Annotated in this window: 20 protein-coding genes and 1 pseudogene; 17 read left to right on the forward strand and 4 right to left on the reverse strand. The window is 70.0% G+C overall.

What is annotated here, in order from left to right; translation table 11 throughout:
- The first annotated feature begins 33 nt into the window (after positions 1 to 33).
- The 10 genes from wzx (at position 34) to AC6JA9_RS42465 (ending at position 10342) form a co-directional block, all read left to right on the forward strand.
- Complete coding sequence (gene wzx / locus AC6JA9_RS42420; RefSeq protein WP_223750959.1) at positions 34 to 1584, forward strand: exopolysaccharide biosynthesis flippase; 1551 nt, start codon at positions 34 to 36, stop codon at positions 1582 to 1584.
- A 9-nt stretch (positions 1585 to 1593) separates the two neighbouring features.
- Positions 1594 to 2223 carry an exopolysaccharide export protein EpsY gene (gene epsY, locus AC6JA9_RS42425; protein WP_223750958.1) on the forward strand — a complete coding sequence of 210 codons (630 nt, stop codon included), beginning with the start codon at positions 1594 to 1596 and terminating at the stop codon, positions 2221 to 2223.
- Between the two features lie 3 nt (positions 2224 to 2226).
- Complete coding sequence (gene epsX / locus AC6JA9_RS42430; protein ID WP_141329057.1) at positions 2227 to 3459, forward strand: exopolysaccharide export protein EpsX; 1233 nt, start codon at positions 2227 to 2229, stop codon at positions 3457 to 3459.
- Positions 3460 to 3474: 15 nt separating this feature from the next.
- On the forward strand, positions 3475 to 3651 hold the full coding sequence (locus AC6JA9_RS42435) for a hypothetical protein (protein WP_170300513.1): 177 nt from the start codon (positions 3475 to 3477) through the stop codon (positions 3649 to 3651).
- Between the two features lie 30 nt (positions 3652 to 3681).
- Positions 3682 to 4086 (forward strand): exopolysaccharide biosynthesis response regulator EpsW, encoded by a 405-nt coding sequence (gene epsW, locus AC6JA9_RS42440; RefSeq protein ID WP_141329058.1) that lies wholly within the window; start codon positions 3682 to 3684, stop codon positions 4084 to 4086.
- Positions 4083 to 5606, forward strand: a complete 1524-nt coding sequence (epsV, locus tag AC6JA9_RS42445) for a PCP family exopolysaccharide biosynthesis protein EpsV (RefSeq protein ID WP_497958860.1) — start codon at positions 4083 to 4085, stop codon at positions 5604 to 5606. Before epsW ends, epsV begins: the two co-directional genes overlap by 4 nt.
- Before the next feature lie 24 nt (positions 5607 to 5630).
- On the forward strand, positions 5631 to 6839 hold the full coding sequence (gene epsU / locus AC6JA9_RS42450; RefSeq protein ID WP_497958861.1) for an exopolysaccharide biosynthesis GT2 family glycosyltransferase EpsU: 1209 nt from the start codon (positions 5631 to 5633) through the stop codon (positions 6837 to 6839).
- Between the two features lie 129 nt (positions 6840 to 6968).
- Positions 6969 to 9065: a YfbK domain-containing protein gene (locus AC6JA9_RS42455; RefSeq protein WP_497958862.1), complete on the forward strand. Its 2097-nt coding sequence runs from the start codon at positions 6969 to 6971 to the stop codon at positions 9063 to 9065.
- Between the two features lie 170 nt (positions 9066 to 9235).
- Positions 9236 to 9799: a hypothetical protein gene (locus AC6JA9_RS42460; RefSeq protein ID WP_497958863.1), complete on the forward strand. Its 564-nt coding sequence runs from the start codon at positions 9236 to 9238 to the stop codon at positions 9797 to 9799.
- 168 nt (positions 9800 to 9967) lie between these two features.
- Complete coding sequence (locus AC6JA9_RS42465; RefSeq protein ID WP_223750953.1) at positions 9968 to 10342, forward strand: carboxypeptidase-like regulatory domain-containing protein; 375 nt, start codon at positions 9968 to 9970, stop codon at positions 10340 to 10342.
- 48 nt (positions 10343 to 10390) lie between these two features.
- Here AC6JA9_RS42465 and epsH read toward each other — a convergent pair whose 3' ends face one another.
- Complete coding sequence (gene epsH, locus AC6JA9_RS42470) at positions 10391 to 11698, reverse strand: exopolysaccharide biosynthesis glycosyltransferase EpsH (RefSeq protein ID WP_248543720.1); 1308 nt, start codon at positions 11696 to 11698, stop codon at positions 10391 to 10393.
- A 54-nt stretch (positions 11699 to 11752) separates the two neighbouring features.
- On the opposite strand from epsH, the gene wzy reads away from it, so the two are divergent.
- Positions 11753 to 13345: an exopolysaccharide repeat unit polymerase gene (gene wzy, locus AC6JA9_RS42475; RefSeq protein WP_223784176.1), complete on the forward strand. Its 1593-nt coding sequence runs from the start codon at positions 11753 to 11755 to the stop codon at positions 13343 to 13345.
- A gap of 24 nt (positions 13346 to 13369) precedes the next feature.
- On the opposite strand, the pseudogene sitA5 reads toward wzy, so the two are convergent.
- The 3 genes and pseudogenes from sitA5 to epsE form a co-directional block, all read right to left on the reverse strand.
- Positions 13370 to 14338: pseudogene (sitA5, locus tag AC6JA9_RS42480) on the reverse strand (SitA5 family polymorphic toxin); the annotation flags it as partial.
- A 123-nt stretch (positions 14339 to 14461) separates the two neighbouring features.
- Entirely contained in the window at positions 14462 to 16030 is a 1569-nt protein-coding gene (gene epsF / locus AC6JA9_RS42485) for a response regulator EpsF (protein ID WP_223750950.1), read from the reverse strand.
- Between the two features lie 275 nt (positions 16031 to 16305).
- Entirely contained in the window at positions 16306 to 17532 is a 1227-nt protein-coding gene (gene epsE, locus AC6JA9_RS42490; RefSeq protein WP_497958864.1) for an exopolysaccharide biosynthesis GT4 family glycosyltransferase EpsE, read from the reverse strand.
- A 154-nt stretch (positions 17533 to 17686) separates the two neighbouring features.
- Between epsE and AC6JA9_RS42495 the strand changes: the two genes are divergently transcribed.
- From AC6JA9_RS42495 to AC6JA9_RS42520, 6 genes are all read left to right on the forward strand, one after another.
- Positions 17687 to 18208, forward strand: coding sequence for a hypothetical protein (locus tag AC6JA9_RS42495; protein ID WP_223750948.1), 522 nt, complete (start codon positions 17687 to 17689; stop codon positions 18206 to 18208).
- Positions 18205 to 19233, forward strand: a complete 1029-nt coding sequence (epsD, locus tag AC6JA9_RS42500; RefSeq protein WP_267698601.1) for an exopolysaccharide biosynthesis glycosyltransferase EpsD — start codon at positions 18205 to 18207, stop codon at positions 19231 to 19233. Before AC6JA9_RS42495 ends, epsD begins: the two co-directional genes overlap by 4 nt.
- Positions 19230 to 19793, forward strand: a complete 564-nt coding sequence (gene epsC, locus AC6JA9_RS42505; RefSeq protein WP_223750946.1) for a serine O-acetyltransferase EpsC — start codon at positions 19230 to 19232, stop codon at positions 19791 to 19793. Before epsD ends, epsC begins: the two co-directional genes overlap by 4 nt.
- A 29-nt stretch (positions 19794 to 19822) precedes the next feature.
- The gene (gene epsB / locus AC6JA9_RS42510; protein ID WP_223750945.1) at positions 19823 to 22024 is read left to right on the forward strand and encodes a GH44 family glycoside hydrolase EpsB; all 2202 of its coding nucleotides are present in this window, start codon (positions 19823 to 19825) and stop codon (positions 22022 to 22024) included.
- Positions 22021 to 22833 carry an exopolysaccharide biosynthesis glycosyltransferase EpsA gene (gene epsA, locus AC6JA9_RS42515; protein WP_497958866.1) on the forward strand — a complete coding sequence of 271 codons (813 nt, stop codon included), beginning with the start codon at positions 22021 to 22023 and terminating at the stop codon, positions 22831 to 22833. Before epsB ends, epsA begins: the two co-directional genes overlap by 4 nt.
- A 115-nt stretch (positions 22834 to 22948) precedes the next feature.
- Positions 22949 to 25006 carry a serine/threonine-protein kinase gene (locus AC6JA9_RS42520; RefSeq protein ID WP_223750943.1) on the forward strand — a complete coding sequence of 686 codons (2058 nt, stop codon included), beginning with the start codon at positions 22949 to 22951 and terminating at the stop codon, positions 25004 to 25006.
- Positions 25007 to 25037 lie beyond the last annotated feature (31 nt).

Raw genomic sequence — 25037 nt, forward strand, 5'->3', positions numbered from 1 at the left:
CCGGCCGACGCCGGGAGCGCCCGACTCCCCACCGTGACTACCCACAGCGAATCCTCTCAGCAGAACGCCCAGGAGCATGAGCGCTCCCACGAGGCGATGGGCGCGGTGCGCAACGGCCTGCAGCTCGGCGGCTCGCTGCTGGTGACGTACGCCATCGCCTTCGGCATCCGTCCGCTGCTGACGCACTACCTGTCGCCGGAGGCCTTCGGGCGCTTCAACTGGGCGGACAGCTTCTCGGCCATCTTCTTCATCGCCACGAACCTGGGCCTGGAGATGTACATCCGCAAGGAGGTGTCGCGCAGGCCGGAGCACGCCAGCGACTTCTTCGGCGCCTCCATGCTGCTGCGGCTCATCCTCACCGTCGTGCTGATGGGCGCGCTGTCGCTCGTGATGGCGTGGCGCGAGGACCCGCCGGAGATGCGCGCGCTGGTGTACGTGTTCGGCGTCGCGCAGCTGCTCGTCATGTGCAACGCGTCCATGGCGGCGCTGCTGCACGCCAAGGGCAAGGTCGCGGGGCTGTCCATCTCCAACGTCGTCACCAAGGTGGTGTGGGGTGGCGGCCTGCTGGCGGTGGGCGTGCTGGGGCTGCCCTTGCCCTGGCTCGCGGTGCCCGTCGTCGCATCGGAGGCCATCAAGCTGGGCATCGGCTGGTACCTGGCGCGCGTGCACATGGGCCTGGTGTTCCGCGTGGACTTCCCCGCCACGTGGAAGGTGTGCAAGGCGGGCCTGCCCTACTTCCTCACCGCCGCGGCGCTCGCCACCAACGGGCGGCTGGACATCATGATCCTGGGGATGCTCGGCAGCCACGAGGAGGTGGGCTGGTACTCCGCCGCGTGGAGCATCTCCAACGTCACCTTCGCGCTGAACCCCGTCATGGGCTGGGTGCTGCTGCCGCTCATGTCGCGCGCCGCCGCGCGCTCGGAGGAGGAGGTCAGCATCATCGCCCGCCGCGCGCTCGAGGGGACGCTCGCCGTGACGGTGCCCATGATGATGCTCATCGTGATGGGCGCGCCCTTGTGGATTGGCCTCCTGGGCCGCGACTACTCGCTGGCGGTCAACCTGCTGCGCCTGCAGTCGCCGCTGTTCGTGCTCGCGTTCGTGACGATGACGTGCGGCGCGTGGCTCACCATGACGAACCGCGAGTGGTGGGTGACGGGCACCAGCATCTTCGGCAGCCTGCTGCTCAACCCGCTGCTCAACCTGCTGCTCGTGCCCTGGCTGTACGCGAAGTACGGCGACGGCGGCGGCGCGGCGGGCACGGCGATTTCGCTGCTGCTGATGGAGGTGGTCATCACCATCATCATGCTCGGCCGCATGGGCCGCTCCGCGGTGGACCGGCGGCTGCTGGTGCGCGTGGCGAAGACGGCGGTGGTGTGCGTGGCCATCGTCGCGCTGGACCGCACGGTGCTCGCGCCGCTGTCCGACTGGCCGCGGCTCATCGTCGAGGCCTCGCTGTACGTCGTGGGGGTGCTGGCGCTCGGCGCGGTGAAGCCGGGCGAGGTGCTCGCGGTGGTGAAGCTGGCGCGCCGCCGAGGCAACCCCGAACCGGAGCCGGCCGTCGTGGCCGTCGCCCCCGCGCCCTGAAGGAGCCCCATGACCTCCCCGCTCCGCTCCCTGCTCCGCCCGGCCTCGCGCGTGCTCGCCACCGCGGGGCTGGTGCTCGTGGCCTCCGGCTGCACGGGGCTCGGCAAGTACACCTGGGTGGACGAGTACCAGGAGAAGCCGCCCCCGCTGGACGCCAGCTACCGCATCGCCGCCGGCGATCTGCTCAACATCCGCGTGTGGAACCAGGAGTCGCTCACCACGCAGGCGCGCGTGCGCGACGACGGGCGCATCAGCCTGCTGTTCCTGGACGACGTGGAGGCCGCGGGCCACAGCCCCGCCATGCTGTCGCAGCAGATCCAGACGCGGCTGAAGGACTACATCAACCACCCCGTCGTCACGGTGGCGCTGGAGATGCCGCGCCCCATCAAGGTGACCATGGTGGGCGAGGTCAACCGCATCGGTCCGCTGGAAATCGATGTGGGGGCCAGCCTGCTGCAGGCCCTGGCCGGCGCGGGCGGCTTCACCGAGTACGCGCACAAGGACCGCATCTTCGTCATGCGCCAGGACGACGGGCAGGCGCCCGTGCGCATCCGCTTCCGCTACCAGGACCTCATCCACGCCGAGGGGCGCGCGCCGTCGTTCCGCCTGCGCCCCGGTGACGTGGTGGTGGTGGAGTGAGCGGTGCTGGGGGCGGCGCTCACCGCGATGTGGCTGGAGGTCTGTGGGGCCTCCGTCTCCTACACCGCGTCGGTGCGGGTGGACTCGCGCGTGCGCTCCAACGAGGACCCCGCCGAGGACGCGCCCACCCTCGCCGCTGACACGGACTTCACGCCGATTCTGGGCCTGGAGCGGCGCGAGGGGAACACGTCGCTCCAGTTGGACTACGCGCCGCGCATCAGCCTGCGCGAGGTGACGGCCAGGGCGCGCACCGAGATTCAGCACATCGGCCGCTTCGCCGCGCTCTGGCGCCCCGAGCGGGGCCTGTCGTTCCGGCTGAGCGAGGAGCTGGTGCTGGGCAGCGTGAACCTGCTCACGCTCGACGCGCTGCCCTCGCTGGACCCGGACCCCATCGACCCGGACGGCCCCATCCGGCCGCCGCAGGGCGGAGGTCCGCTGCAGCCCCTGCCCGAGGCGGACACCGTCCACTTCCTCTCCTCCGCCACGTCGCTCACCGGCGAGACGGGCTGGCTGGGGCGGCGCTGGCAGCTGTCCGGCACCACGGGCTTCACCGTGAGCGGCGGCCTGGACGGCCCCGCGCGTGAAGCCGTACCCCTGCAGTACGGCCCGCGCCTGGACGTGTCCCTGAGCCACGCGCTGTCCCCGCTCAGCGCCATCACCACCTCGGCCGCCGCCACCTACGCGCGCTTCTCCACCGGGGCCAACAACACCGTGGTGACGCTGACGGAGAGCTGGACGGGCCGCATGACTCGCCGCACGGGCCTGGAGGCCGGCGTGGGCGCGAGCATTGTCCACACCGTGACAGCGGCCGGCGGAGTCGAGCCGGACCCGGCACCTCGCACGGAAGTGCTGCCCAACCTCACGCTCGCGGTGGGGCACCGCATCCCCTCGCGCACGGCGGACTTCGACGGGCGGCTGGGCGTGCGCGTCTCCCCCTTCACGGACCGGCTGACGGCGCGCGTCTATCCGCGCGCGGACCTCACCGCGACGGGGACGTGGGCGCTGGGGCCCCGGGTTCGCGTGGGCACCACGGCGGGGACGGCCTTCGCGGTGGGCGGGGCCACGGGTGACAGGTTGGTGTCCGGCGGGGTGACGGCGTCCTGGATTCTCAACACCTGGATGTCGGTGGACGCGGATACCCGGGGGACGTGGAGCCGCTCGCCCGAGTTGCCGGCGGCCCGGTTCCAATGGGCGGCGGTGCTGGGCCTGTCGCTGCGGCAAACTGGTATCCTCTGAGCCAAAGCGAAGGCCATGGCGAAGCTCATCCTGATGTCCGTCCTCATCCTCACGATTGCCCTTCCCGCGAAGGCGGCGAGGGACCCGAATCCGTCGCGAGGACTGAAGAAGGCCATCCTGTGGGTGATCCTCTTCAACGCGGCATACACCTACGGCGTCATCGTCTGGGTGCCACGGCTCGGCTTCCACTGAGCGCGACTGAGAAGAAAGGCTGACGACGCAATGGAGCCCCAAATGCACACGGTCCTCCTGGTGGAGGACGCGCCCTTCTTCCGGAAGATGCTGGGCGACTACCTGCGTGCCATGGGATTCAAGCAGGTGGTGGAGCTGCCCAACGGGCAGGCGGCGCTCAAGCACCTGGCGAGCGCGGAGCGTCCGGACCTGGTGTGCCTGGACCTGACGCTGCCGGACATCTCCGGCTACGACTTGTGTGAGCACATCCGCAAGAACCCGGGCATGACGGACGTGCCGGTGCTGGTGGTGAGCGCGCGGGATTTGCCCGAGGACAAGGCCCACGCCGAGGAGGCGGGCGCCAACAGCTACCTGGGCAAGCCCTTCACGCAGGAGGAGTTCTCCAAGCGGGTGAAGCACCTGCTCAAGAACGCGCCCGTGAGGAGGACCTCGTGACGGCGCCGGCCCTCGGGCCTCGGGGCCCCCGGGCCGCCCCCGCTGCTCCGGCGTACACGCCCGAGCGGGTGGAGACGAACGCACCGTCGGACCTCATCGACTGGGGCTTCGCCATCGACGCGGTCTTCTATTTGAAGAACGCGGTGCTCAGGCATTGGTTCCTGGCGTTGGTGGTGATGGTGGCGGTGTCCGGCCTGGCGGCGGGCGTGACCAAGATCATGCCGCGCAAGTACCACGTCGAGACGCGGATGCTCACGCAGCGCAACTTCATCATCGCCTCGCTGGCGAACCCGGGCCGCTCCATTCCGGTGGACGCGGACCAGCCCACGCGCGCGGCGTGGGAGATGGTGATGAAGGCCGACAACCTGAAGGCCGTGGTGCGGGACGCGAAGCTGGTGGAGTACTGGGAGCTGCAGCGCTCGCCCATGAGCAAGCTGAAGGAGAAGCTCTTGCGCAAGCCGCCGCCGCCCATGTCCGACGAGGACAAGGCGGACGCGCTCAGCGCCATGCTGGAGCAGTCCATGCTGGTGATGGTGGAGGGTGGCACGGGCACGGTGACCATCGGCGTGGACTGGAGCGACCCGCAGCTGGCGCTCAACATCGTCGAGGCGGCGCAGAAGAACTTCCTGGAGATGCGGCAGCAGGCGGAGATGGGCGCGGTGGCGGAGGCCATCACCATCCTGGACAAGCAGGTGGTGGACGAGGCCGAGGGCATCAAGCAGGCCATCGCGTCGCTGGACGCCACGGTGAAGCGCGTGGAGGCCAAGCGCAAGCGCGAGGAGGCCAAGCAGAACAAGGGCCGGGGCGGCGCGGCGGCGCAGGCGGCGGGCGCCTTGGGCATCAACACGAACCACCTGCTCGCACAGATGCGGTTCATGGTGCAGACCAAGCGTCGGGCCATCTCGGACGTGGAGGAGTTCCGCGCGCGGCGGCTGACGGAGCTGCGCAACCAGCTGGCCGAGCAGCGCGTCATCTACTCGCCGCAGCACCCGCTCATCACGGACCTGGAGCAGCGCATCGTCGCGCTCCAGGAGGACTCGCCGCAGTTGGTGGCGCTGCGCTCGGAGTTGAACGAGCTCATCAACGAGTACATCCGCAACGGCGGGGACCCGGGGGAGCTGGAGCAGGGGACCACGGGCGGGCCGCTGTTGGGCGCGGCGGCGTTTGGTGGGCCCGCGACGGCGGACAACCCGGAGGTGTCGGTGGCGGCGGACCGGGTGCGGATGCTGGTGATGCGGCACCAGGAGAAGATGCGGCGGCTGGACCAGGCGAAGACGGAGCTGGAGATTTCGCGCGCGTCGATGAAGCACCGCTTCAGCGTGCTGTCGCCGCCGACGTTCCCGGAGAAGCCGTCGAAGCCGAAGGTGCAGCTCATCCTGGCGGCGGGTGTGGTGGGTGGCATCGCGATGGGCATCTTCGCGGCGGTGGCGCTGGACATCATCCGTCGGCGCATCCTGGAGAAGTGGCAGGTGGAGCGAATCCTGAAGCTCCCGGTGCTGGCGGAGCTGGAGCGGCGCTAGGGCGCGTGCTCGGGGGAGACAGTCGTGACGGTGTGGACCTGGGTGGACCTGGCGCTGTGCGTGGCGCTGCTGCCGGTGGCGGTGGCGTGCGGCTATCTGCTGCTCCTGACGGTGCTGTCGTGGCGACGCGCGGCGCCGGTGCCGCCCGCGCCCACGCGCAAGTTCGACGTGGTGATTCCGTCGCACAATGAAGAGCTGGGCATCGCCCGGACGGTGGCGAACCTGTCCGCGGTGGACTACCCGGCGTCGCTGCGGCGCATCCTGGTCATCGCGGACAACTGCTCGGACGCGACGGCGCAGAAGGCGCGCGAGGCGGGCGCGACGGTGCTGGAGCGGCATGACACGCAGAAGCGCGGGAAGGGGTACGCGCTGGCGCACGCGTTCGAGTTCAGCCAGAAGGATGGTTTCGCGGACGCGGTGGTGGTGGTGGACGCGGACACGGTGGTGTCGCCGAACCTGCTGCACGCGTACGGGCGCAGGTTGGAGGACGGGGCGCACGCGGTGCAGGCGCACTACGGGGTGATGAACCCGACGGCGTCGTGGCGCACGCGGCTGATGACGATTGCGCTGGGCATGTTCCACAAGGTGCGCTCGCTGGGGCGCGAGGCGCTGGGGGTGTCCTGCGGCCTGCGTGGCAACGGGATGTGCTTCACGCACGCGGTGCTGCGCGAGGTGCCTCACGACGCGTTCAGCGTGGTGGAGGACCTGGAGTACGGCATCCGGCTGGGCCGCAAGGGGCACCGCGTGCACTACGCCTGGGAGGCGGAGGTGCAGGGCGAGATGGTCTCGGCGGAGAAGCAGAGCCGCTCGCAGCGTCAGCGCTGGGAGGGTGGGCGCGCGCAGATGCGCAAGCTGCACGGGTGGCCGCTCTTGAGCGATGCGCTGAAGCAGCGGAGCGGGTTGTTGTTGGACTTGTCGATGGACGTGCTGGTGCCGCCGTTGAGCCAGTTGGTGCTGGCCGCGGTGGGCAGCGCGGTGGCGGCGGCGGTGTTGGTGTGGCTGTCGGGCGGGACGGCGGTGTGGGCCTCGGCGGTGGCGGGCTTCGGGCTGATGAGCCTGGTGGCGTACGTGCTGCGCGGGTGGTGGGTGTCCGGCGTGGGGCCGCGCGGGCTGTTGGACCTGGCTTGGGCGCCTGTGTACGTGGTGTGGAAGGTGGGGTTGATGCTGCGCGGCCCTGGAGCGGAGAAGCGCGGCGAGTGGGTGCGCACCGAGCGCGAGGCCGAGCGGCGCTGAGTCGTTGACGGAGGACCGGGCCTCACGAGGCCCGTGCTGAAACCATGATGGAGCCGGGAGCCTCGCGTGCGATGCGAGGCCCGCTCCGCCTGGATGATGGCCACCTCTCGATGCACCGAGGTGGACCTCATGAACGCTGTCCTTTCACGACTGCTATGCGGGCTGCTGGTGCTGCTGGCCCCGCTGGCGCTCGCCCAGAACAGCAACATCGTCGGCACCGTCATCGACGTGAAGAGCCGTCAGCCCCTTCCCGACGTCGTCATCACCGCGACGTCGCCCAGCCTCGTGGGTGAACGGACCGCCGTCACCGATGCCAAGGGCGAGTACCGCATCCCTCAGCTCCCTCCGGGCGTCTACACCGTCCGATACGAGCGGGAGCATTACCAGCGCTACGAACGCGGGGACGTGCAACTGAGGCTCGACCGCACCCTCCGCATCAAGGTCGAGATGCTCGCCGATGACGCGCTCATCGTGCCCATCATCAGTACTCCGCCGACCCTCGGCCCGGGCTCCACCACCACGGGCGTCAACGTCGACCAGGAGTTCATCAAGCGCATCGACAAGGCTCGGCCTCCTGAACCGTCGCGCTCCTTCGAAGCACTGGCGGAACTGGCCCCGGGCCCCGCGCACGACGCATACGGCGTCCCCCTCAACGGGCAGGTTGCCGTCGCGAGCCCTCCACCCCAGGACAACGTCGCCCCCGCCAAGCCCAGCATGTCGATGACGCTGCGACTCCACCCCGCCCCTCCGCACCAGGCGCCCACCCAGCCCCACCACGGCGAGCCGATGCCCCGCTCGCGCTACTCCGACATGTACTTCAAGGGGTACGGGGTGAACCCCACCGTCAACACGGAGGAGGAGCGCTTCTCCACGTTCTCCGTCGACACGGACACGGCCTCGTACACACTCACGCGCAGCTACCTGAAGCGCGGCGCCATGCCGGACGCGCGCGCCGTGCGCGTGGAGGAGTTCGTCAACAGCTTCGACTACGGCTACGCGAGCGCGAAGAGCGCGCCCTTCGCCGTCCACGTGCAGGGCTTCCCCTCGCCCGTGCGCAAGGGCTACCAGGTGCTGCGCATCGGCGTGAAGGCGCGCGAGGTCTCCCGCGCCGAACGCAAGCCCAGCCACCTCGTCTTCGTCATCGACGTGTCCGGGTCCATGGCCATGGAGAACCGGCTGGAGCTGGTGAAGCAGTCCCTGCGCATGCTGGTAGCGGAACTGGATGAGCGCGACCTCGTGTCGCTCGTCGTGTACGGCTCACGGGCCCGGCAGGTGCTCCCGCCCACGAGCGCGCTCCACGCGTCACGACTGATGGACGCCATCGACGGGCTCCACACCGAGGGCTCCACCAACGCCCAGGCGGGGCTGGAGCTGGGCTATCGCATCGCCGTCGAACACCTGCTCGAGGGCGGCATCAACCGCGTCATCCTCTGCTCGGATGGCGTGGCCAACGTGGGCATCTCCGACGCGGATGGCATCTGGGAGAAGGTGAAGTCGCTCGCGGCCCGGGGCATCACCCTGTCCACCGTGGGCTTCGGCATGGGCAACTACAACGACGTGCTGATGGAGCGGCTGTCCCACGTCGGCGAGGGGAACTACGCCTACGTGGACGAACTGAAGGAAGCCCACCGCGTCTTCGTGAAGAACCTCACTGGCACGCTCCAGGTGGTGGCCAAGGACGTGAAACTCCAGGTGGAGTTCGACCCGAAGGCGGTCTCCCTCTACCGGCTGCTCGGGTACGAGAACCGCGCGCTGACGGCCGAGCAGTTCCGCGATGACCGCGTGGACGCGGGTGAGGTGGGCGCGGGCCACTCCGTCACCGCGCTCTACGAAGTGAAGCCTCTCGAGAACGCCCGGGCACTGGGCACGCTGCGCATCCGCTACAAGTCGCCCGAGGGCGGCACATCGAAGGAGCTGGCGACCCCGTTGCCCCGAGCCACCCTGCGCCCGAGCTACGCCCAGGCTGGCGCGTCCACCCGACTGGCCTACGTGGCCTCCGCCTTCGCCGAGAAGCTCCGGGGCTCGTACTGGACGCGGCCGCTGACCTACGACTCGCTCCTGGAGCTGTGGAGCGAGGTGGGCCCGGAGCTGAAGGCGCGCGAGGACGTCCGCGAGCTGGGTGACCTCATCCGCCGGGCCGGGGGCCTGGACCGGAGAGTGGATCCATTCGAGGCCTTCGCCCCCCTGAGGACCATGGACTTCGACCGGCCGCCCACGGGTTCCTGAGGAGGCCCCTCCCGTTCGACCCGAAATGACGCCTTGGGTCGTATCTCCATCATGCCCACGGCCTCGCATCATGACCGAGCCATGATGAACCCAGGGAGCTGCGTGGGAGATTCTGCCGTCGTGGTCCCGGATGATGGGGTTCGTTCTCCCGAGGCCTTGGAGTCGAGCACGTGACGCCCTTCCTTCGCGGTGTGCTGTGTGGACTCGTGTGGATGCTCTCCCCGGCCGCCGGGGCGCAGGAGGCCGGCCCGAGCGCCGAGGCACAGACCACGGCCTCGTCCCAGGCCACGGAGGCATCCTGTGCCACGGCCGAGGAGGAAGCTCCGCCCCGGTCGCAGGTGATTCGCAAGCCCAGCCGTCCGGTCGTCACGCTCGACGCGGGGCGCAGCGCGTGGCCTGTCGAGACGCTGCGCCTGGAGACGGGCGGCCCGACGGTGGACGTGGGCTCGATGACCCCGGGCGTGCGGGTGGACCAGGAGTTCCTGGAGCGCATCGCCGTGCGCCCCGCGGCAATGGAGTCGCACGAGGCGTCCGGAGCCACGAGGGAGACGTCGGCCCTGGAAGACGCGCTGAGCGGAGCCTCTGCGCGGCGTGACACCGCGGAGCCCAAGCTCCGCTTGCGGCGCTTCCGGTCCCTCGCGGAGCTGGCCCCGGGGACTCCCGAGCAGGTCGTCCTCGAAGCCTCGGAAGGGCACCACACCCACGAGCCCGAGGCACGCGTCGTGAGTCGGTGAGCCGAGCTCCCGACTCGCAGGACCACGAAGCTCACTCGGCGGCCCACGTCACCACGATGGGGAGCGCCATGCCGGAACGGTGATGGAGCGCGGAGCCGCGCATGCGGTTCGCGTCAGCCCGAGCCGGGAGAATGGCCCCTCTCCCCGAGCCACACCGAGGCCGCCTCCGTGCTGACGCACTTCGTGCCCTACCTGCTGTGCATGTTGGTGCTCATCGTCACGGTGCCTGTCCTGGCCCGAGCGGAGAGCCGCGAGTACGCGCCACCGCCGGGAGTGCTGCTGGGCATCGTCATCGACGGAGACAGTCGCGAGCCGCTCGTGAGGGTGAAGGTCAGCGCCAGCGCATCGGGCCACACGGGGGCCCATGTGACCTGGACGGACCCGGCGGGACGCTATCGGCTGCCCTTGCTCCCCGCGGGGACGTACACGCTGCGGTTCGAGCACCCGGACTACGCACCCTCGTCCCGCGCGGACATCCTGCTGCGAGCCAACCGCGCCATCCGCTCCCGGGTGGCACTGCGCCCGAGCGGCACCCAGGATTGAAGCCCCCGCGGCCTGGACATGGACGTCCAGGCCCTGAGTGACACGGGCTCAGTCCGCCAGCGGCATGCCCCAGTCGGGCTGCCCGCGCTCGCCCAGCACCCAGCGGTACACCTCCAGCACCTGCTCCGCCTTCGCCTTCCACGTGAAGTGCTTGAAGATGCGCTCCCGCGCCCGCTCCCCCATGGGACGAATCACCGACGGGTCCTCGACCAGCTTCGTCAGCACCCCGCGCACCCGCGCCACAATCTCCTCCGGCGTCCCGATGGGCACCGCGAACCCCGTCGCCGGGCTGACAATCTCCCCCGGACCGCCGTAGTCCATGACGATGGGCACCAGCCCCAGCGCCATCGCCTCGCACACCACCGCCCCGCCGAACTCGCGCACGCTCGGGAACCCGAACACGTGGTTCTTCGCCAGCCGCCCCTGCAACTCCTGGTGCTTCACCCACCCGGCGAACGTCACCCCGGACTCGATGCCCTCCCTGGCCGCCTGCGCCTTGAGGTTCGGCATCTCCTGCCCGTCGCCGATGTACTCCAGCACCACCTTGCCCTCACGGATGAGCGGCGCCGCCGCCTCCATCAACATCGCCATGCCCTTGTACGGCACGAAGCGCCCCACGAAGGCCACCCTCAAGGGCAGCTCCACCGGCCCCTCCGACTTCGCCGTCCCGAAGCGCCGCGTGTCGATGGCGTTCTCCGGCACGTACACCGTCTTCCCCTGCCACTCCGGCGCCACCTGGCCCCGCGTCGCCCGCGAGCCCGTGATGATGGCCGACGCGTTCTCCCGCGTGGACTTGTAGAAGGGCATCAGCTTGTACGCGTCCCGCACGTAGCTCAGCCACTCCTTCTCCCGCCGCCGCGCGCCACCAAACCCCTTGGGCCACGGCAACCCGCCATTGAGCGGCCCCATCACGAACGGCACCCCCGCCGCCTTGCAGCGCCGCGCCAGCGTGCTCGGCGTCGTCGGGCTGATGGGCGTGTAGCGATGCACCAGGTCGAACTCCCGGGCCTTGATGCGCGCGCCGAAGCGCTGCCACAGCACCTCCTCGAAGTAGTAGTACGGCAGCACGCTCAACGCCGTCGCCGTCGTCCAGCCCACGCCCGCCTTGCCCCGCAACAGCTCGCCCACCTTGTCGAGCGGCTTCTCCACCGGCGTCGAGTCCAACGCCGTGAACTGCGAGCCCTCCTGCACCCCCTGCTTCAGGATGTTCTCCCGGTTGCGCACCTGCGTGACCAGGTGCACGTCGGCGACCTCGCTCAGCGCGCGGTAGAGCGACCAGCCTTCCAGCGGGACACTCACCCAGTCGGGGTTGCACAGCTCGGCAATCAGGAGGACGCGTGGTCTGGGAGCAGGCATACGTGAGGCTTCATCTATCCCAACCGGCCCGCCAGATGTAGCCTCCCCTCCGTCGTGACGTACGCCCCGGACCGGCCCTCCTACCTGCGCTTCGTGGCGCTGCTTGGCTTCCTGGTGCTCGCCACCGTGGGAGGGGCCCTCCTGCACCCTGTGGTCGCTTTGGCCCCAGTGCTGCTCGTGGCCGTGCTGTGGCTGGTGGTCAAGGTCCCCATCCGCTACCCGGTGATGCTCGTCACCTACCTGGTGCTCGCGGTGGACTACGTCCCGGAGCGGCCCCAGTCCGGGTTCTGGCCGTCCCCCCTGCACCCCCTGGGCGAGCTGCTCTTCGCCCAGCTCAGCTACATCACCAAGATTGGAGCGCTGCGCTTCCCGCTGGTGGACGTGCTCATCGTCGGCCTGCTGGGCCTGGCGATGTACCGGCGGGTGACGAAGTCGAAGATCGACCCGCCCGCGCTGCCCATGCCCCGGCCGCTCATCGCCGTGGTGGCGCTGTCACTCATCGCCATCCTCTTCATGGAGGTGCGCGGGGTGATGCGCGGCGGGGACTTCAAGAACTCGCTGTGGCAGTGGCACCAGGCCGCGATGATGCCGTTCATCGTCGCCATGTTTCACTACGCCATGCGCGGCCCGGAGGACTGGCCCATCTTCGCGCGCACCGTCATCGCCGCGGGGCTCACCAAGGCCGCCATCAGCGTCTACTTCGGCGCCATCGTCGTGCCGTCCATGGGCGTCTTCGTCGAGTACACCACGTGTCACTCGGACTCGATGACGTTCAACTTCTGCCTGCTCGTCGCCACCATGCGCTTCCTGGAGAAGCCCAAGGGGGCTCACGCGCTGCGCGGCCTCTTGCTCATGTTCTGCATCTTCATGGGCATGGTCTACAACGACCGCCGGCTCGCCTACGTCAGCTTCGTGGGGTGCCTGCTGGCCGGCTACCTCATCACGCCCTGGCCCGCCATCAAGCGCACCTTCACCCGAGGGCTCGTGCTGATGGCGCCGCTGATGCTCGTCTACTTCGCGGTGGGCTGGAACGCGCGCGGCGGCGCCTTCGCGCCCGTGCACAAGGTGCGCTCCCTCATCGACGGCGAGGGCGGCGAGGGCAACCTGGACTATCGCGACATCGAGAACCTGGACGTCATCGCGACGTGGACCCAGTTCCCGCTGCTCGGCACCGGCTACGGCCACGAGTTCCTCGAGCCCATCCCGCTGCCCAACATCGCCTTCGTCTTCCCCCAGTACCGCTACCACCCGCACAACTCGCTGCTCGGCTTGTTCGCCTTCGGCGGGATGGTCGGCTACACGGGCGTGTGGATGTACCTGGTGGTGACCATCTTCCTGGCCGTGCGCGCGTACCATCGCTCGCACATCGCCGAGCACCGCGCCGCCGGGCTCATCATCGTGGGCTCCGTCATCTGCTACATCAACCAGGTGTTCGGAGACATGGGCATCATCTCGTACATCTGCACGTTCGTCGTGTCGCTGTGCGTGGTGACGTCCGGCAAGCTGGCCGTCGCCACCGGCGCGTGGCCCATGCCGCACACCGCCCTGGTCCCCCCCGCGCCGTCCGCGCCCGTGCCGCCTCCGGGCGCCATCATCCACACCAACCCCGAGGACACCCAGGCCCCCGCGCTCGCGAAGCACGGCTGAGCGCACGGCACTTCAGTCTCCGCCCGACAGGCCCACGGTGAAGCCCTCCGCCGTCAGCGCCACCGACTCCACGCGCTCCAGCGCGGGATATGAGAAGCCCGCCTGGGCCTTCAGGAACACCGCCGCTCGCGCCGCGCCGGGCAGCCCCGGCCCCTTCGTCGCGAGCCCTCCAGCGCGCCCCACCGCCGCCGTCGCCAGCATCACGAAGACCCGCGCCGCGTCGTCGCCCAGCACCTCGCCGTAGGCCTCACCGGCGGCCTCCAGCTCCTCGAACGAGCGCGCCAGGTCCACGCGCCGCACCAGCACCACCCACGCATCCAGCACCCGCCACACCGTGTCCACGCCCAGGTACGCCATCGCCGTCGCGGTGAGCAGCGCCGCCAGCCCCTTCGACACCGGCTCGGGCAGCGACCACAGCATCAAATACATCGCCACCGAGGACGTCAGCGTCGCGCGGAGCGCCACCGGGTCCCCCACCCCCCGCAGGGACTCCGCCGTCTCCTCCCAGACGTCCTCCATCGCGATGGCCAGCGCCAGCGCGTACTTGCCATCACTGCCGAGCAGCGGCCCCTCCTCGAGCAACCGCAGACAGTCCCCCGCGCGCAGCTCGCTGGCACACCAGCGGCCGTACCCGCGCGTCAGCGTCTCGTCCGCATACGACTCCAGCAGGTGCGGTGACGTCTCATCCGCGCCCTCTTGCACCGCGTGGAGCCTGCGCCCTTCATACAGATACACGCCGCCCCGCTCCGGGACACCGAAGCGCAGCCGCGCCTCCCGCAGCGGATGCGCGAAGGGCCTCACGTCCCGGGCGAGCCTCGTCATCGCCTCCTGGAACGTGTCCTCCCCCAGCTCCACCGGCCCGGAGTCCTCCTCGACGGGGAGGTGACGGACGGACGCTCCCGAGCCCAGCTCCAGACGAACGCTCCGCGTCGTCGAGCACCCCGTCACGATGAACAAGCACAGACACAAGGACACAGCCCGACCACGACCCATCTCAGCCCTCCGGCATGGGCGCCGAAATCACCTGATGGGTTTCACATACCAACCGACTCCGACATCCCACGCCGATGCGACACGTGTCTCACGCATCGCCCGCGTCACGCCGGCCCGGGCGCCTCAGCTCACGGGCCGGGGCAACACGACATGGAACGTGCTGCCGCCGCCGGGCCGCCCCGAGGACTCCGCCCAGACGCGCCCGCCGTGGCGCTCGACGATGCCTCGCGCGATGGCCAGCCCCAATCCCAGACCTCCGTACGACACGCCATGCGCGCGTCCGAAGCGCTCGAAGATGTTCTCCAGCCGGTCCGCCGGAATGCCCAGCCCGTGGTCCAGCACCTCCACGTGCACCCACCGGCCCTCCTCGCGCGCCCGCAGGCGGATGTCCCCTCCGTCCGGCGAGTAGCGCAGCGCATTGGACACCAGGTTGGAGAGCACCTGGTCCAGCCGCTCGCCATCGGCGCGCAGCACCAGCCCCTCGGGGGCCTCCACGTGGATGTCCCGCCCCTCCGGCAAGGGCTCGAAGTGCTCCGCCACCTCGTGAAGGAGCGCGCGCACGTCCACGTCTCCCTCCTCCAACAACAGCTCCCCGCGCTGCAGCCGCCCCATGTCGAGCAGGTTCTCCACCAGCCGCGCCATGCGACCCACGCTGCGCTGGATGCCCTCCAGGGCCCGCGCCACGTTCGGGGTCTGCTCCTCCCCCGCCTTCTTCCTCGCCAGGTCCGCGTAGCTGCGCGCCGCCTGCAGGGGCGTGCGCAGCTCGTGCGCCGCCAGGGTGAGGAACATGTCCTTCGCCTCGTTCGTGGCGCGCAGCGTCTCCACCGCGCGCCGCGCGTCGTCGATGTCCGTCGCCGTCGATATCCACCCGACGAGCCGCCCCGCGCCATCGCGCTCCGGCAGCGTGCGGCACAAGAACCAGCGGAACTCGCCATCCGTCGCGCGCCGAAGCCGGTACTCCTGCTCCTCCGGCATCCCCGAGCGGCGCAGCACCTCCCACGTCGCCTGGACCTTCCCCAGGTCATCGGGATGGAAGCAGCGCAGGTTCTCCTCGCGCTGGCGTCCCTGCTCCGCCGTCAGCCCCGCGTAGTCCAGCCAGCCCCGGTTCGCGTAGCTGATGGTGCCGTCCGCGAGCAGCGCCCAGACGAACTGCGGCATCGAGTCCACCAGCCGGCGGAAGCGCAGCTCGCCCTGTCGCTCGAGCATCCGCCGCTCGCGCTCCCACAGCGCCGCCTCCTGTCGCTGCAGGGCCCGCTGCTGGACATACAGCGCGACGAACGCCTCCGCCTTCCAGCGCAGCACCTCCGGGTGGAACGGCTTCACCACGTAGTCGGCCGCGCCGGACGCATAGCCGCTCACCAGGTTCGCCTCATCGCGCCCGTGCGCGGTGAGGAAGATGATGGGCGTGTACCGCGAGCGCTCACGCTGCCGGATGATGCGCGCCGTCTCGAAGCCGTCCATCCCCGGCATCTGCACGTCCAGGAGGATGAGCGCGAAGTCCTCGCGCAAGAGCCACCGCAGCGCCTCCGGCCCCGAGGCCGCCTTCACCAGCTTCTGGCCCATGGGCTCCAGGATGGCTTCCAGCGCCAGCAGGTTCGACGCGTGGTCATCCACCAGGAGGATGCTCGTCGTCCGTGGCTCCACCCGGGCAGGAGCATGGGGGGTGAGTTGCTCGGTGCCTTCCAAGGCCATTCCTCCCTTCCCTCCCTCCGTCAGACCCCATCGCTTAATCAGCGCGGCTCCAACGGTCAGCCCCCATGTAACTCCCCGGTCCGGCCCCTCACCGGGGAACCCCGCGCTCGGACGCCTGGACGCCCTGCCCCGAAGGCGCCCGCCCGCTTCTCCTCCCAGGGTATGGAGCCGACGACGCGGTGGCACGCTCCGCCGTCCCTCCGTGCCGCAGGCGCAGGCCGCCCATGAGGGAAAGGGAGCGGCGGACAGGGGCCCGCCCGCCCCCCTGCTTTCGACTACCCCGCCGCGCGCTGGAGCATCAGCGCGAGCATGTCCGCGCTGCGCTCGCTGCTGAACTGCGTCTCCACCTTGCGCCGGCCCGCCTCACCCAGCCGCTCGGCCTCGCGCGGATTTCGCGCCACGGCCTCCAGCTTCTCGGCCAGGACAGAGGGCGCCTGCGGCGGCACGAGCATCCCGTCCACGCCGTCGTCCACCAGTTCCTTCACCCCGCCCGCGCCCGTCACCACCACCGGCGCGCGCATGGCCATGGCCTCCATGATGGCCACGCCCAAGGGCTCCTGGAGGCTCGCCAGCGCGAAGATGTGCGCGCGCTCGATGCCGTCGCGCACCACGTCCTCGCCCACCGCGCCCAGCAGCGTCACCGCGTCGCCCAGCTTGGACTCCGCGAGCTTCGCCTCCAGCACCTTGCGGTACGTGGTGCCGCCCGCCTCGTCCTCGCCCGCGATGGACAGCCGCGCGTCGATGCCCTTGGCCCGCAGCATCCCCACCGCGTCGATGAGGTCCGCGTGCCCCTTGCACGGGTTGAGGCGTCCGCACGAGAAGACGCGCAGCGGCCCCTCGCCCGTCCACGCCTGGTACGGCGTCGAGCGGTTGAACTTGCCCAGCTCCACGCCCATCGGCGCCAGCTCGATGTCCTTGGGCAGGCTCCCCGCCAGCTCCTGGTTCACCTCGCCGAGCAGCTTCTTCGTGATGACGAACGCGAACCTGGCGTGCCGCCACTTCTCCCGCTGGTTCGGCCCGTAGTCGTCCAGCGGCCCGTGCAGCGTCATGCTGTACGGCAGCCCCGACAACAGGTTCGCGAACAGCGCCACGTGCGCGGCGTTGGCGCACGAGTGCACGTGCACGTGCGTCCACCCCCGCTCACGCGCCAGCGACGCCAGCCGCCCGCCCATCACCGCGAAGGCCAGGAGCCGCGCGCGACCCTTCGCGTCCAGCCCCTCCGCGCGGGCGATGGAGGCCAGGCACCGCGCCCAGCCCGTGGGCATGGCGCGGGCAATCTCCGCCACGGCCTTCACCACGCCGAGCGGCCCGGGCGGGGCCAGGTACTCGGTGCGGGCCATGGCCTCGCGCGCCCAGCTGTGGGAGATGATGCGCGCGGGCGGCGGCTGGGTGGAGACCAGCTCCGGCGTCACGCCCTTCCCGGGAAGGGCCTGCAACTCTCGCCAGAAGAAGATGTGTGTCTGTCCGGGAAACTCGGGGATGAGATAACCAATCTTCGGCACCTGCTTTCCATAACACGGCCGCTCCCACGGCCCCACGGGGAGGGCCCGGAAGTCCCCGGACTCATTGGGGCAGGTCGCAGGGCACCCGCTCCCCCGCCCGCCCGCCAGGTCATTGGGTCGACACCGTGCGTTGGGCTATACCGGGCGGCGCTCCATGGCCGATTCCAGCGCACCGCCCTCCACCTCGGACGCCGAGGTTCCCGACAGCACCGTGCCCTCACCGGCACTGCAGCGGCTGTGGTTCGCCCTGGAGCGCACCGGCTGGAGCTTCCTCACCGTGGTCCCCGCGCACCCGGGTGCCCCCGCGCTGGAGGCCGCCACCGCCATCCTGGAGGCCGGCGCGCCCTACGCGGCCACGCAGAAGATCCACCTGGATGACGCCATCGGCCTGTCCCCCGCCGAGGCCCCCCGCCGGGTGCTGGAGCTGCGCGAGCGCGTGGCCCGGGGCGAGCGCGTGGTCGCCGTCATCGACTCCGTCCTCACCCGCCCCGCCAGCCTCCCCGTGGCGCTCGCCGCCGACGGCGTCCTCTTGTGCGTCACCCTGGGGGAGACGGACTTCGGCTCGGCGCGCAAGACGATGGAGTTCATCGGCCCGGAGCGCTTCGTGGGCAGCGTCACCTTCCCCCGGCAGAAGAAGGGCCGGGGTCTTTTCTCCCGCAAGAAGAAGAAGCCATGACGCCCTCGGACGCCTCCACGCCCCGCCTCAGCGTCGTCGTCGCCACCTACAACCGACTGCCCCTCATCACCCGGCTGCTCGGGCAGCTCGCCCAGCAGACGCTCCCGCCCGAGCGCTACGAGGTCGTCGTCGTCGATGACGGCTCCAAGGAGCCGGTGAAGGCTCCGCTCGACGCGCTCGGCGAGAGCCTCCCCTACGCCCTGCGCGTGGAGGTGCAGGCCAACGCGGGCGCGGCGGCGGCGCGACACCGGGGCGTGCTCGCGGCGCGGGGGGACATCGTCCTCGTCACCGACGACGACATGCAGGTGGAGAAGGACTTCCTCGAGCGGCACCTGGCGCACCACCCGGAGGGCTCGCGGCACGTGGTGCTGGGCCGCATCCGTCCGGACCCGTCCATCGGAGACATGCCGCTGTTCGAGCGCTGGTACGCGTACCTCAACCACCGCATGGCGGAGGAGCTGTCCACCCCCGGCGCGCGCGCGCACGGCAACCACCTGTACACGGGCAACGTGTCCTTCCACCGCGAGGACTACGTGGGCGTGGGCGGCTTCGACAAGTCGCTGGGCCAGTCCGAGGACGTGGAATTGGGCGTGCGGCTGGAGAAGGCGGGCTGCGCGTTCGTGTTCGCCAGCGACGCGCACGTGCTGCACGGCAGCGACCACGTGTCCTTCGAGCGCTGGCTCAAGCGCGCGAACCGCTACGGCATGTTCGACACGCACGTGGCGCGCAAGCACCCGGACGTGCGCGGCGTCAATCCGTGGCGGCTGCTCTTCGAGACCAACCCCCTGGCGCGCCCGCTGCTCGCGGCCACCGTCGTCGCGCCCGAGGCCACGCGCGTGCTGACGGGCGCGGTGATGAGCGCCGCGAAGGCCGCGGACAGGCTGGGCCTGGAGAAGGCCGCGTTCGCGGGCACGTCGGTGGTGTACGGCATGGAGTATCTGCGCGGCGCTCGCAACGAGGCCGGCGGCTGGACGGGTATCGCCCGTGAGGTGGTCCGCTACCTCCAGGGCGGGGGGAACCGATGAACTTCCTGAAGTCGAAGCGCTCGATGATTGGCGCGCTGGTCTCCGATGCGATGGAGCTGGCCCGCGCCGCCAATGGACACACCGACGCGAAGTCCGTCGCCAAGGTGGTGCTCACCAGCGACTCGTACCGCATCACCGCGCTCAACCGCGCCCGCGAGGCCGCGCTCGACTACCACATCCCCCTGGTCAACCACGTGCTGCGCGTGGCGCAGACGGCGGTGCTGGGCATCGAGATCGGCAAGGACGTGACGCTGGGCAAGGGCGTGTACTTCGTGCACAGCCTGGGCATCGTCATCGGCGGGGACGCGCGCATCGGCGACCGCGTGCGCTTCTACGGCAACAACACCGTGGGCACCGCCAAGGACAACGGCTACCCCGTCATCGAGGATGACGTGTGGATTGGGGCCGGCGCTCGCATCCTGGGGCCGGTGCGCGTCGGCGCGCGCTCGCGCATCGGCGCCAACGCCGTGGTGCTGCAGGACGTGCCGCCGGACAGCGTGGCCGTGGGGATTCCCGCGCGCATCTTCCCGCGCAAGGACACGGACGACGTGGTGCTGTGAGGGCCCCCAGGCCCGGGGGAGTTGAGTCCATGGAGGCAGGTGTGAAGGGTGCGCGGAGCAAGGCGGGCGCCGCCGTGGTGGTCTGCACGCTGGCGGTCGCCGGTGGCTCGGTGGCGCTGGCGCGCGGCGGTGAGCCCTCCGGCGAGGTGAAGCCCGCGGTGGGTGACGCCGCGAAGCCGGGCGAGACGAAGCCCGCGGCCGTCGAGGCGGCGAGCACCGCGCCGGTGGTCCTCTACGACGGCGGCCTCGGTGCCGGGTGGAAGGACATCGGCTGGGCGCCGCGCGAATTGCCCAAGGGCGCTCCGGCGCGGATGCGCCTGTTCAACTACGGCGGCTGGATTCTCTATCAGCCCAAGCTGTCGGGCAGCTTCGGGGCGCTGTCCCTGCGCCTGAGCGCGCCGGAGGCCTACGGCGAGTTCCTGGAGGTGCGGCTGGACACGCCCGGCGCGGTGTCCTTCCCGCGCGTGCCCGTGACGGCGGACCTGCAGGTGCGCAAGGACGGCGAGTGGGCCGACATCGTCATCCCCATGGAGCTGCTCAACCCCAAGGGGGAGGCGTTCGACCGCGTGGTGCTGCGCGCGTCGAAGGACGTGGGGCGCGACTGGGTGCTGCTCGACAAGGTGGCGCTGGTGCCGCTGCCGCCGGACGTGGCCGCCGCGCTGGCCGCCGGTGGAGGCCGCACGGGCAAGGGCAGCGGGCGCGACACGTCGATGACCATCGACTGCACGGCGCCCGGGCATGACATCAGCCCGCTCATCTACGGCATCGCGCTGGACGGCCTTCGCGAGAAGAAGGACCAGCACCAGTACAAGCTGGGCGCGACGACGCGACGCTGGGGCGGCAACCCCACCTCCCGCTACAACTGGAAGCTGGGCGGCGCGTGGAACACGGCCAACGACTGGTTCTTCCAGAACGTGGACATCGGCCTGAGCTACACGGACTTCCTCGAGTCCAACCGGAAGAACGGGATGAGCTCCGCGCTCACCGTGCCGCTGCTCGGGTGGGTGGCCAAGGACACGCGCTCGGTGGGCTTCCCGGTGGCGACCTTCGGCCCGCAGCGCGGCGAGGACAACGGCTCCGGCAACGGCGTCACGCGCGACGGCACGCCGCTCAAGCCCGGGCCTCCGTCGCAGACGAGCACCGAGGCCTCCCCCGAGTTCGTCGCCGAGTGGGTGCGCGCCATCCGCGAGCGAGATGCGGCTCGCGGCGAGCGCAGCGTGCACATGTACATCCTCGACAACGAGCCCATGCTCTGGAACTCGACGCACCGGGATGTGTTCCCGGAGCCGTTGACGTACGACGGGCTGTTGTCGCGCACGATTGCGTACGGCACCGCGGTGCGGAAGGCGGACCCGGACGCGCTCATCGCGGGCCCCGCCGAGTGGGGCTGGACGAACTACCTCTGGTCCGCCGCGGACTTCGCGCCGGGCAAGGCGCCGCACTCGGACCGCCGCGCGCATGGGGACGTGCCGCTGCTGCCCTGGTACCTGCGGCAGCTGCGCGAGCACGAGAAGAAGACGGGCGTGCGCATCCTGGACGTGGTGGACCTGCACTTCTACCCGCAGACGAACGTGGGCGTGGGGTTGGAGGGGAACACGGACCCGGAGACGAACGCGCGGCGCATCCGCTCCACGCGCGCCTTGTGGGACCCGACGTACAAGGACGAGTCGTGGATTGGCGAGCCGGTGCGGCTGCTCCCGCGCATGAAGGAGTGGATTGCGCAGAACTACCCGGGCCGGCGCATCTCGATTGGTGAGTACAACTTCGGCGCGTTCGGCCACATGAGCGGAGGCCTGGCGCAGGCCGAGGCGCTGGGCCGCTTCGCGCAGGAGAACATCTACTCCGCCTACTTCTGGCAGTACCCGACGAACGGCAGCCCGGTGTTCTGGGCGTTCCGCGCGTTCAGGGACTTCGACGGGCGGGGAGGCCGCTTCCAGGACGTCTGGGTGCCGGCGAAGGCGGAGGAGGGCACGAGCGTGTTCGCCTCGCGCAACAAGGACGGCACCAAGGTGGTGGCGGTGGTGCTGAACTTCGACCCGGACCAGGCGGCGCAGGCGCGGGTGAAGCTGAACGGCTGTGGGACGCTCGAGAACGTGCGCGTGCTGGGGTACTCGGGCGCGCCGGGCGGGTTCCTGCAGCAGCCGGCGGGAAACCATACGGCGGCGGGGCTGACGCAGCGGCTGCCGCCCTACTCGATGACAGTGCTTGATTTGACGGTGAAGAAGCCATGAGTACCGCGACTCCGGACACGAAGCAGACGACGCCGTTCACCACGGGCCACCCTCGGCTGAGCATCGGCCAGCTGGCCATCGACCAGCTCACCTTCGAGGAGGCGGTGCTGGAGATTGGACGGCTGGTGGACTCACGCCAGGGTGGCTACGTGTTCACGGCCAACGTGGACCACGTGGTGCTGGCGGAGGACAACGCGCAGTTCCGCGAGGCGTACTCGCGCGCGGCGATTTCGGTGGTGGATGGGATGCCCATCGTCTGGGCGTCGAAGGCGCTGGACGTGGCGTTGCCCGAGCGCATCGCGGGTTCGGACCTGATTCTGCCGCTGATGAAGCTGGGGGCGGAGCGCGAGTGGCGGGTGTACCTGTTGGGCGCGGGCCCGGGGGTGGCGGAGAAGGTGGCGCGAATCGTGGGGGAGAAGTTCGGGGTGGAGGTGGTGGGGTGGGATTCGCCGATGGTGCGCACGGACGCGGGGGACGCGCAGAACGACCCGATTGTCGCGAGCATCCGGGAGAAGGACCCGCACCTGCTCTTCGTGGCGCTGGGCAGCCCGAAGCAGGAGGTGTGGATTTCGCAGGTGTCGCAGAAGCTGGGCCCCACGGTGGCGATTGGCGTGGGGGCGGGGTTCGACTTCATCGCGGGCACGGCGAAGCGCGCCCCTCAGTGGATTGCCAAGGCGGGCTTCGAGTGGCTGTACCGCCTGGCCAATGAGCCCAAGCGCCTGTGGCGCCGGTACATCCTGAATGACTCTCGCTTCGCCACGATTCTGGCGCGCGAGCTGTGGAAGCGGACAGGCGGGAAGCCGGAGTAGGGCTGGCGAACCCATGGCCACCCTCGGGTGGCCAACACCTGACATTGCGTGGGTAAGGCCTCCCTGTCGGTCTTTGAATGGCCTGACAGTCCCTGGCTACGCTCAATGTCAGGCCATGAGTACGAACGAGAAGACGCGAGGGGAACGAGCGCCACGGGGAAGGGACTCGCTGGTCTCGACGCAGGTCAATGACTTCGTCATCGAGGAGCGCATCGGCGAGGGAGGGATGGGCGTCGTCTATCGCGCCGTCCATCCGCTGATAGGCAAACAGGTCGCCATCAAGGTGCTCCGCGCGGAGAACGTCACCCAGCAGCAGGTGGAACGTCTGCTCATCGAGGCCCGCTCGGTCAATGCCATCCGCCACCCGGGCATCATCGACATCTTCGGCTTCGGCACCCTGCCGGACGGTCGGCCCTACATCATCATGGAGCTGCTCCGGGGCCAGTCCCTCGCGGCGTTGCTCCAGCAGAACACCCGACTCGACCCGAACACCACCGTCTGGATTCTCGACCAGATGCTGTCGGCGCTCGGCGCGGCCCACGAGGCGGGCGTCGTGCACCGAGACCTCAAGCCCGGCAACGTCTTCCTCGCCCAGGGCCTGGATGGCACCCGCACCGTCAAGCTCGTCGACTTTGGCATCGCCAAGTTGATGCGCAGCGCCGACGGGCCCACCACCGTCGATGGCACCATCCTGGGGACGCCCGAGTACATGGCCCCCGAGCAGGTCCGCGGGAACACCGTCAGCTTCGCCACGGACCTCTATGCCACCGGCGTGATGGCCTTCCACATGCTGACGGGTGAGCGCCCCTTCAAGGGCGAACAGCTCCAGGTCCTCTTCGCTCACATCGAGCAGCCTCCACCCCTCCCCTCTTCCCGTGTCCCCGGGCTCCCCGCCGAGTTCGACACGCTCATCCTCCACCTGCTCGCCAAGGACCCCGCGCTCCGGCCCGAGTCCGCCGAGGCCGTGCGACAGGCGTTGAAGCGGATTCCGCCCACCGTCCTCTCGGCCCCCGCCACCGTCCCGCTCCCCGCGCAACTCCCCGTCCCGGAGAGCAGGACGAAGACCACCGCGTCCCAGGTCCGCCCCATGCTGCCCGGAGTACGCTGGAGTCGAGGCTCAACCTGGGCCGTTGGTGGAGCGCTCATCACCAGCGTCGCCCTGGGCAGTTTCTTCCTGGGCTCACGCCAATCCAGCACGACGAGTACGGCGACCGCATCTCAGATTCCGGCTCGAGAGCCCCAAGCCGCCGAGCACCGCCCTCCGCCCTCCGCTCGGACCGAGACGCCCCAGGCAATGCCCGACCCAGCGGGGACAGTCCGAACAGGGGCCCCCCAGGTGGCACGTTCAGAGGCGTCTCCCGAACCACCACCTCCTTCGACCCTCTCGAAGCACGCCCCGGCCACGGAGAAGACAGAGCAAGGCGCTCCGACCGAACAGGCCCGCGTCTCGGCCCTCACGGAGAGCGTGACGACGACGGAGAAGCAGGCCAAGTCCGGCCCTCCCAAGCGAGCCGCGGCGGTTCCCGCGAGTTCGAACAAGCGGCAGGGCGCCGTGCCCGCGGTCATGAGTCGCCACCCCCAGGCATTCCTCGCCCAGAACGCCAAGGCGCCTCTGGATGCGACGCTGCTCCAGCGCGTCTATCAACTCGAGGAGCGCTACCTGAAGCAGACCTCGGGGAGCACGCGCTCCACCGAGTTCGAACAGCAGCTCGAAAGCCTCCATGCGCGCGCACTCAGCGCGAAAACCCGGTCCGAGGTGACGAAGGTGAGCACCGCGCTGTCCGCGCTGAGCAAGGACCTGCCCACATTCCAAGCCGCCGGGTCCGCATCCGACACCACCACGAAACCCAACCTGGACGGCCCACCGCCCCAGACCGCCGCACCCTCCCCGACCCCCCAGGCGGCGCTCCGCGCACCAGGGCCCCAATTCCTGGCGATGCTCACCACCCCAGCGCTGACTCCGGACGATGAAGGGCTCGCCCGTCGCCTCATCCACCTCAAGGCGGTTTACCTGGAGCGCGCCTCGAAGCGCGAGTATCCCAAGCTCCTCGAGGACCTGTTGGTCCGGATCCACGACCTCTCGATGAAGGCAAAGACCCCCACCACCATCACACAAATCCACGACGCACTGGATGGATGGGAAGAGGTCCTCAACGGGGCCACTCCGAAGTAACCCGCGGCCCTCAAACGGACGAGGTACGAGG

It is taken from the genome of Myxococcus sp. MH1, from assembly GCF_059738865.1.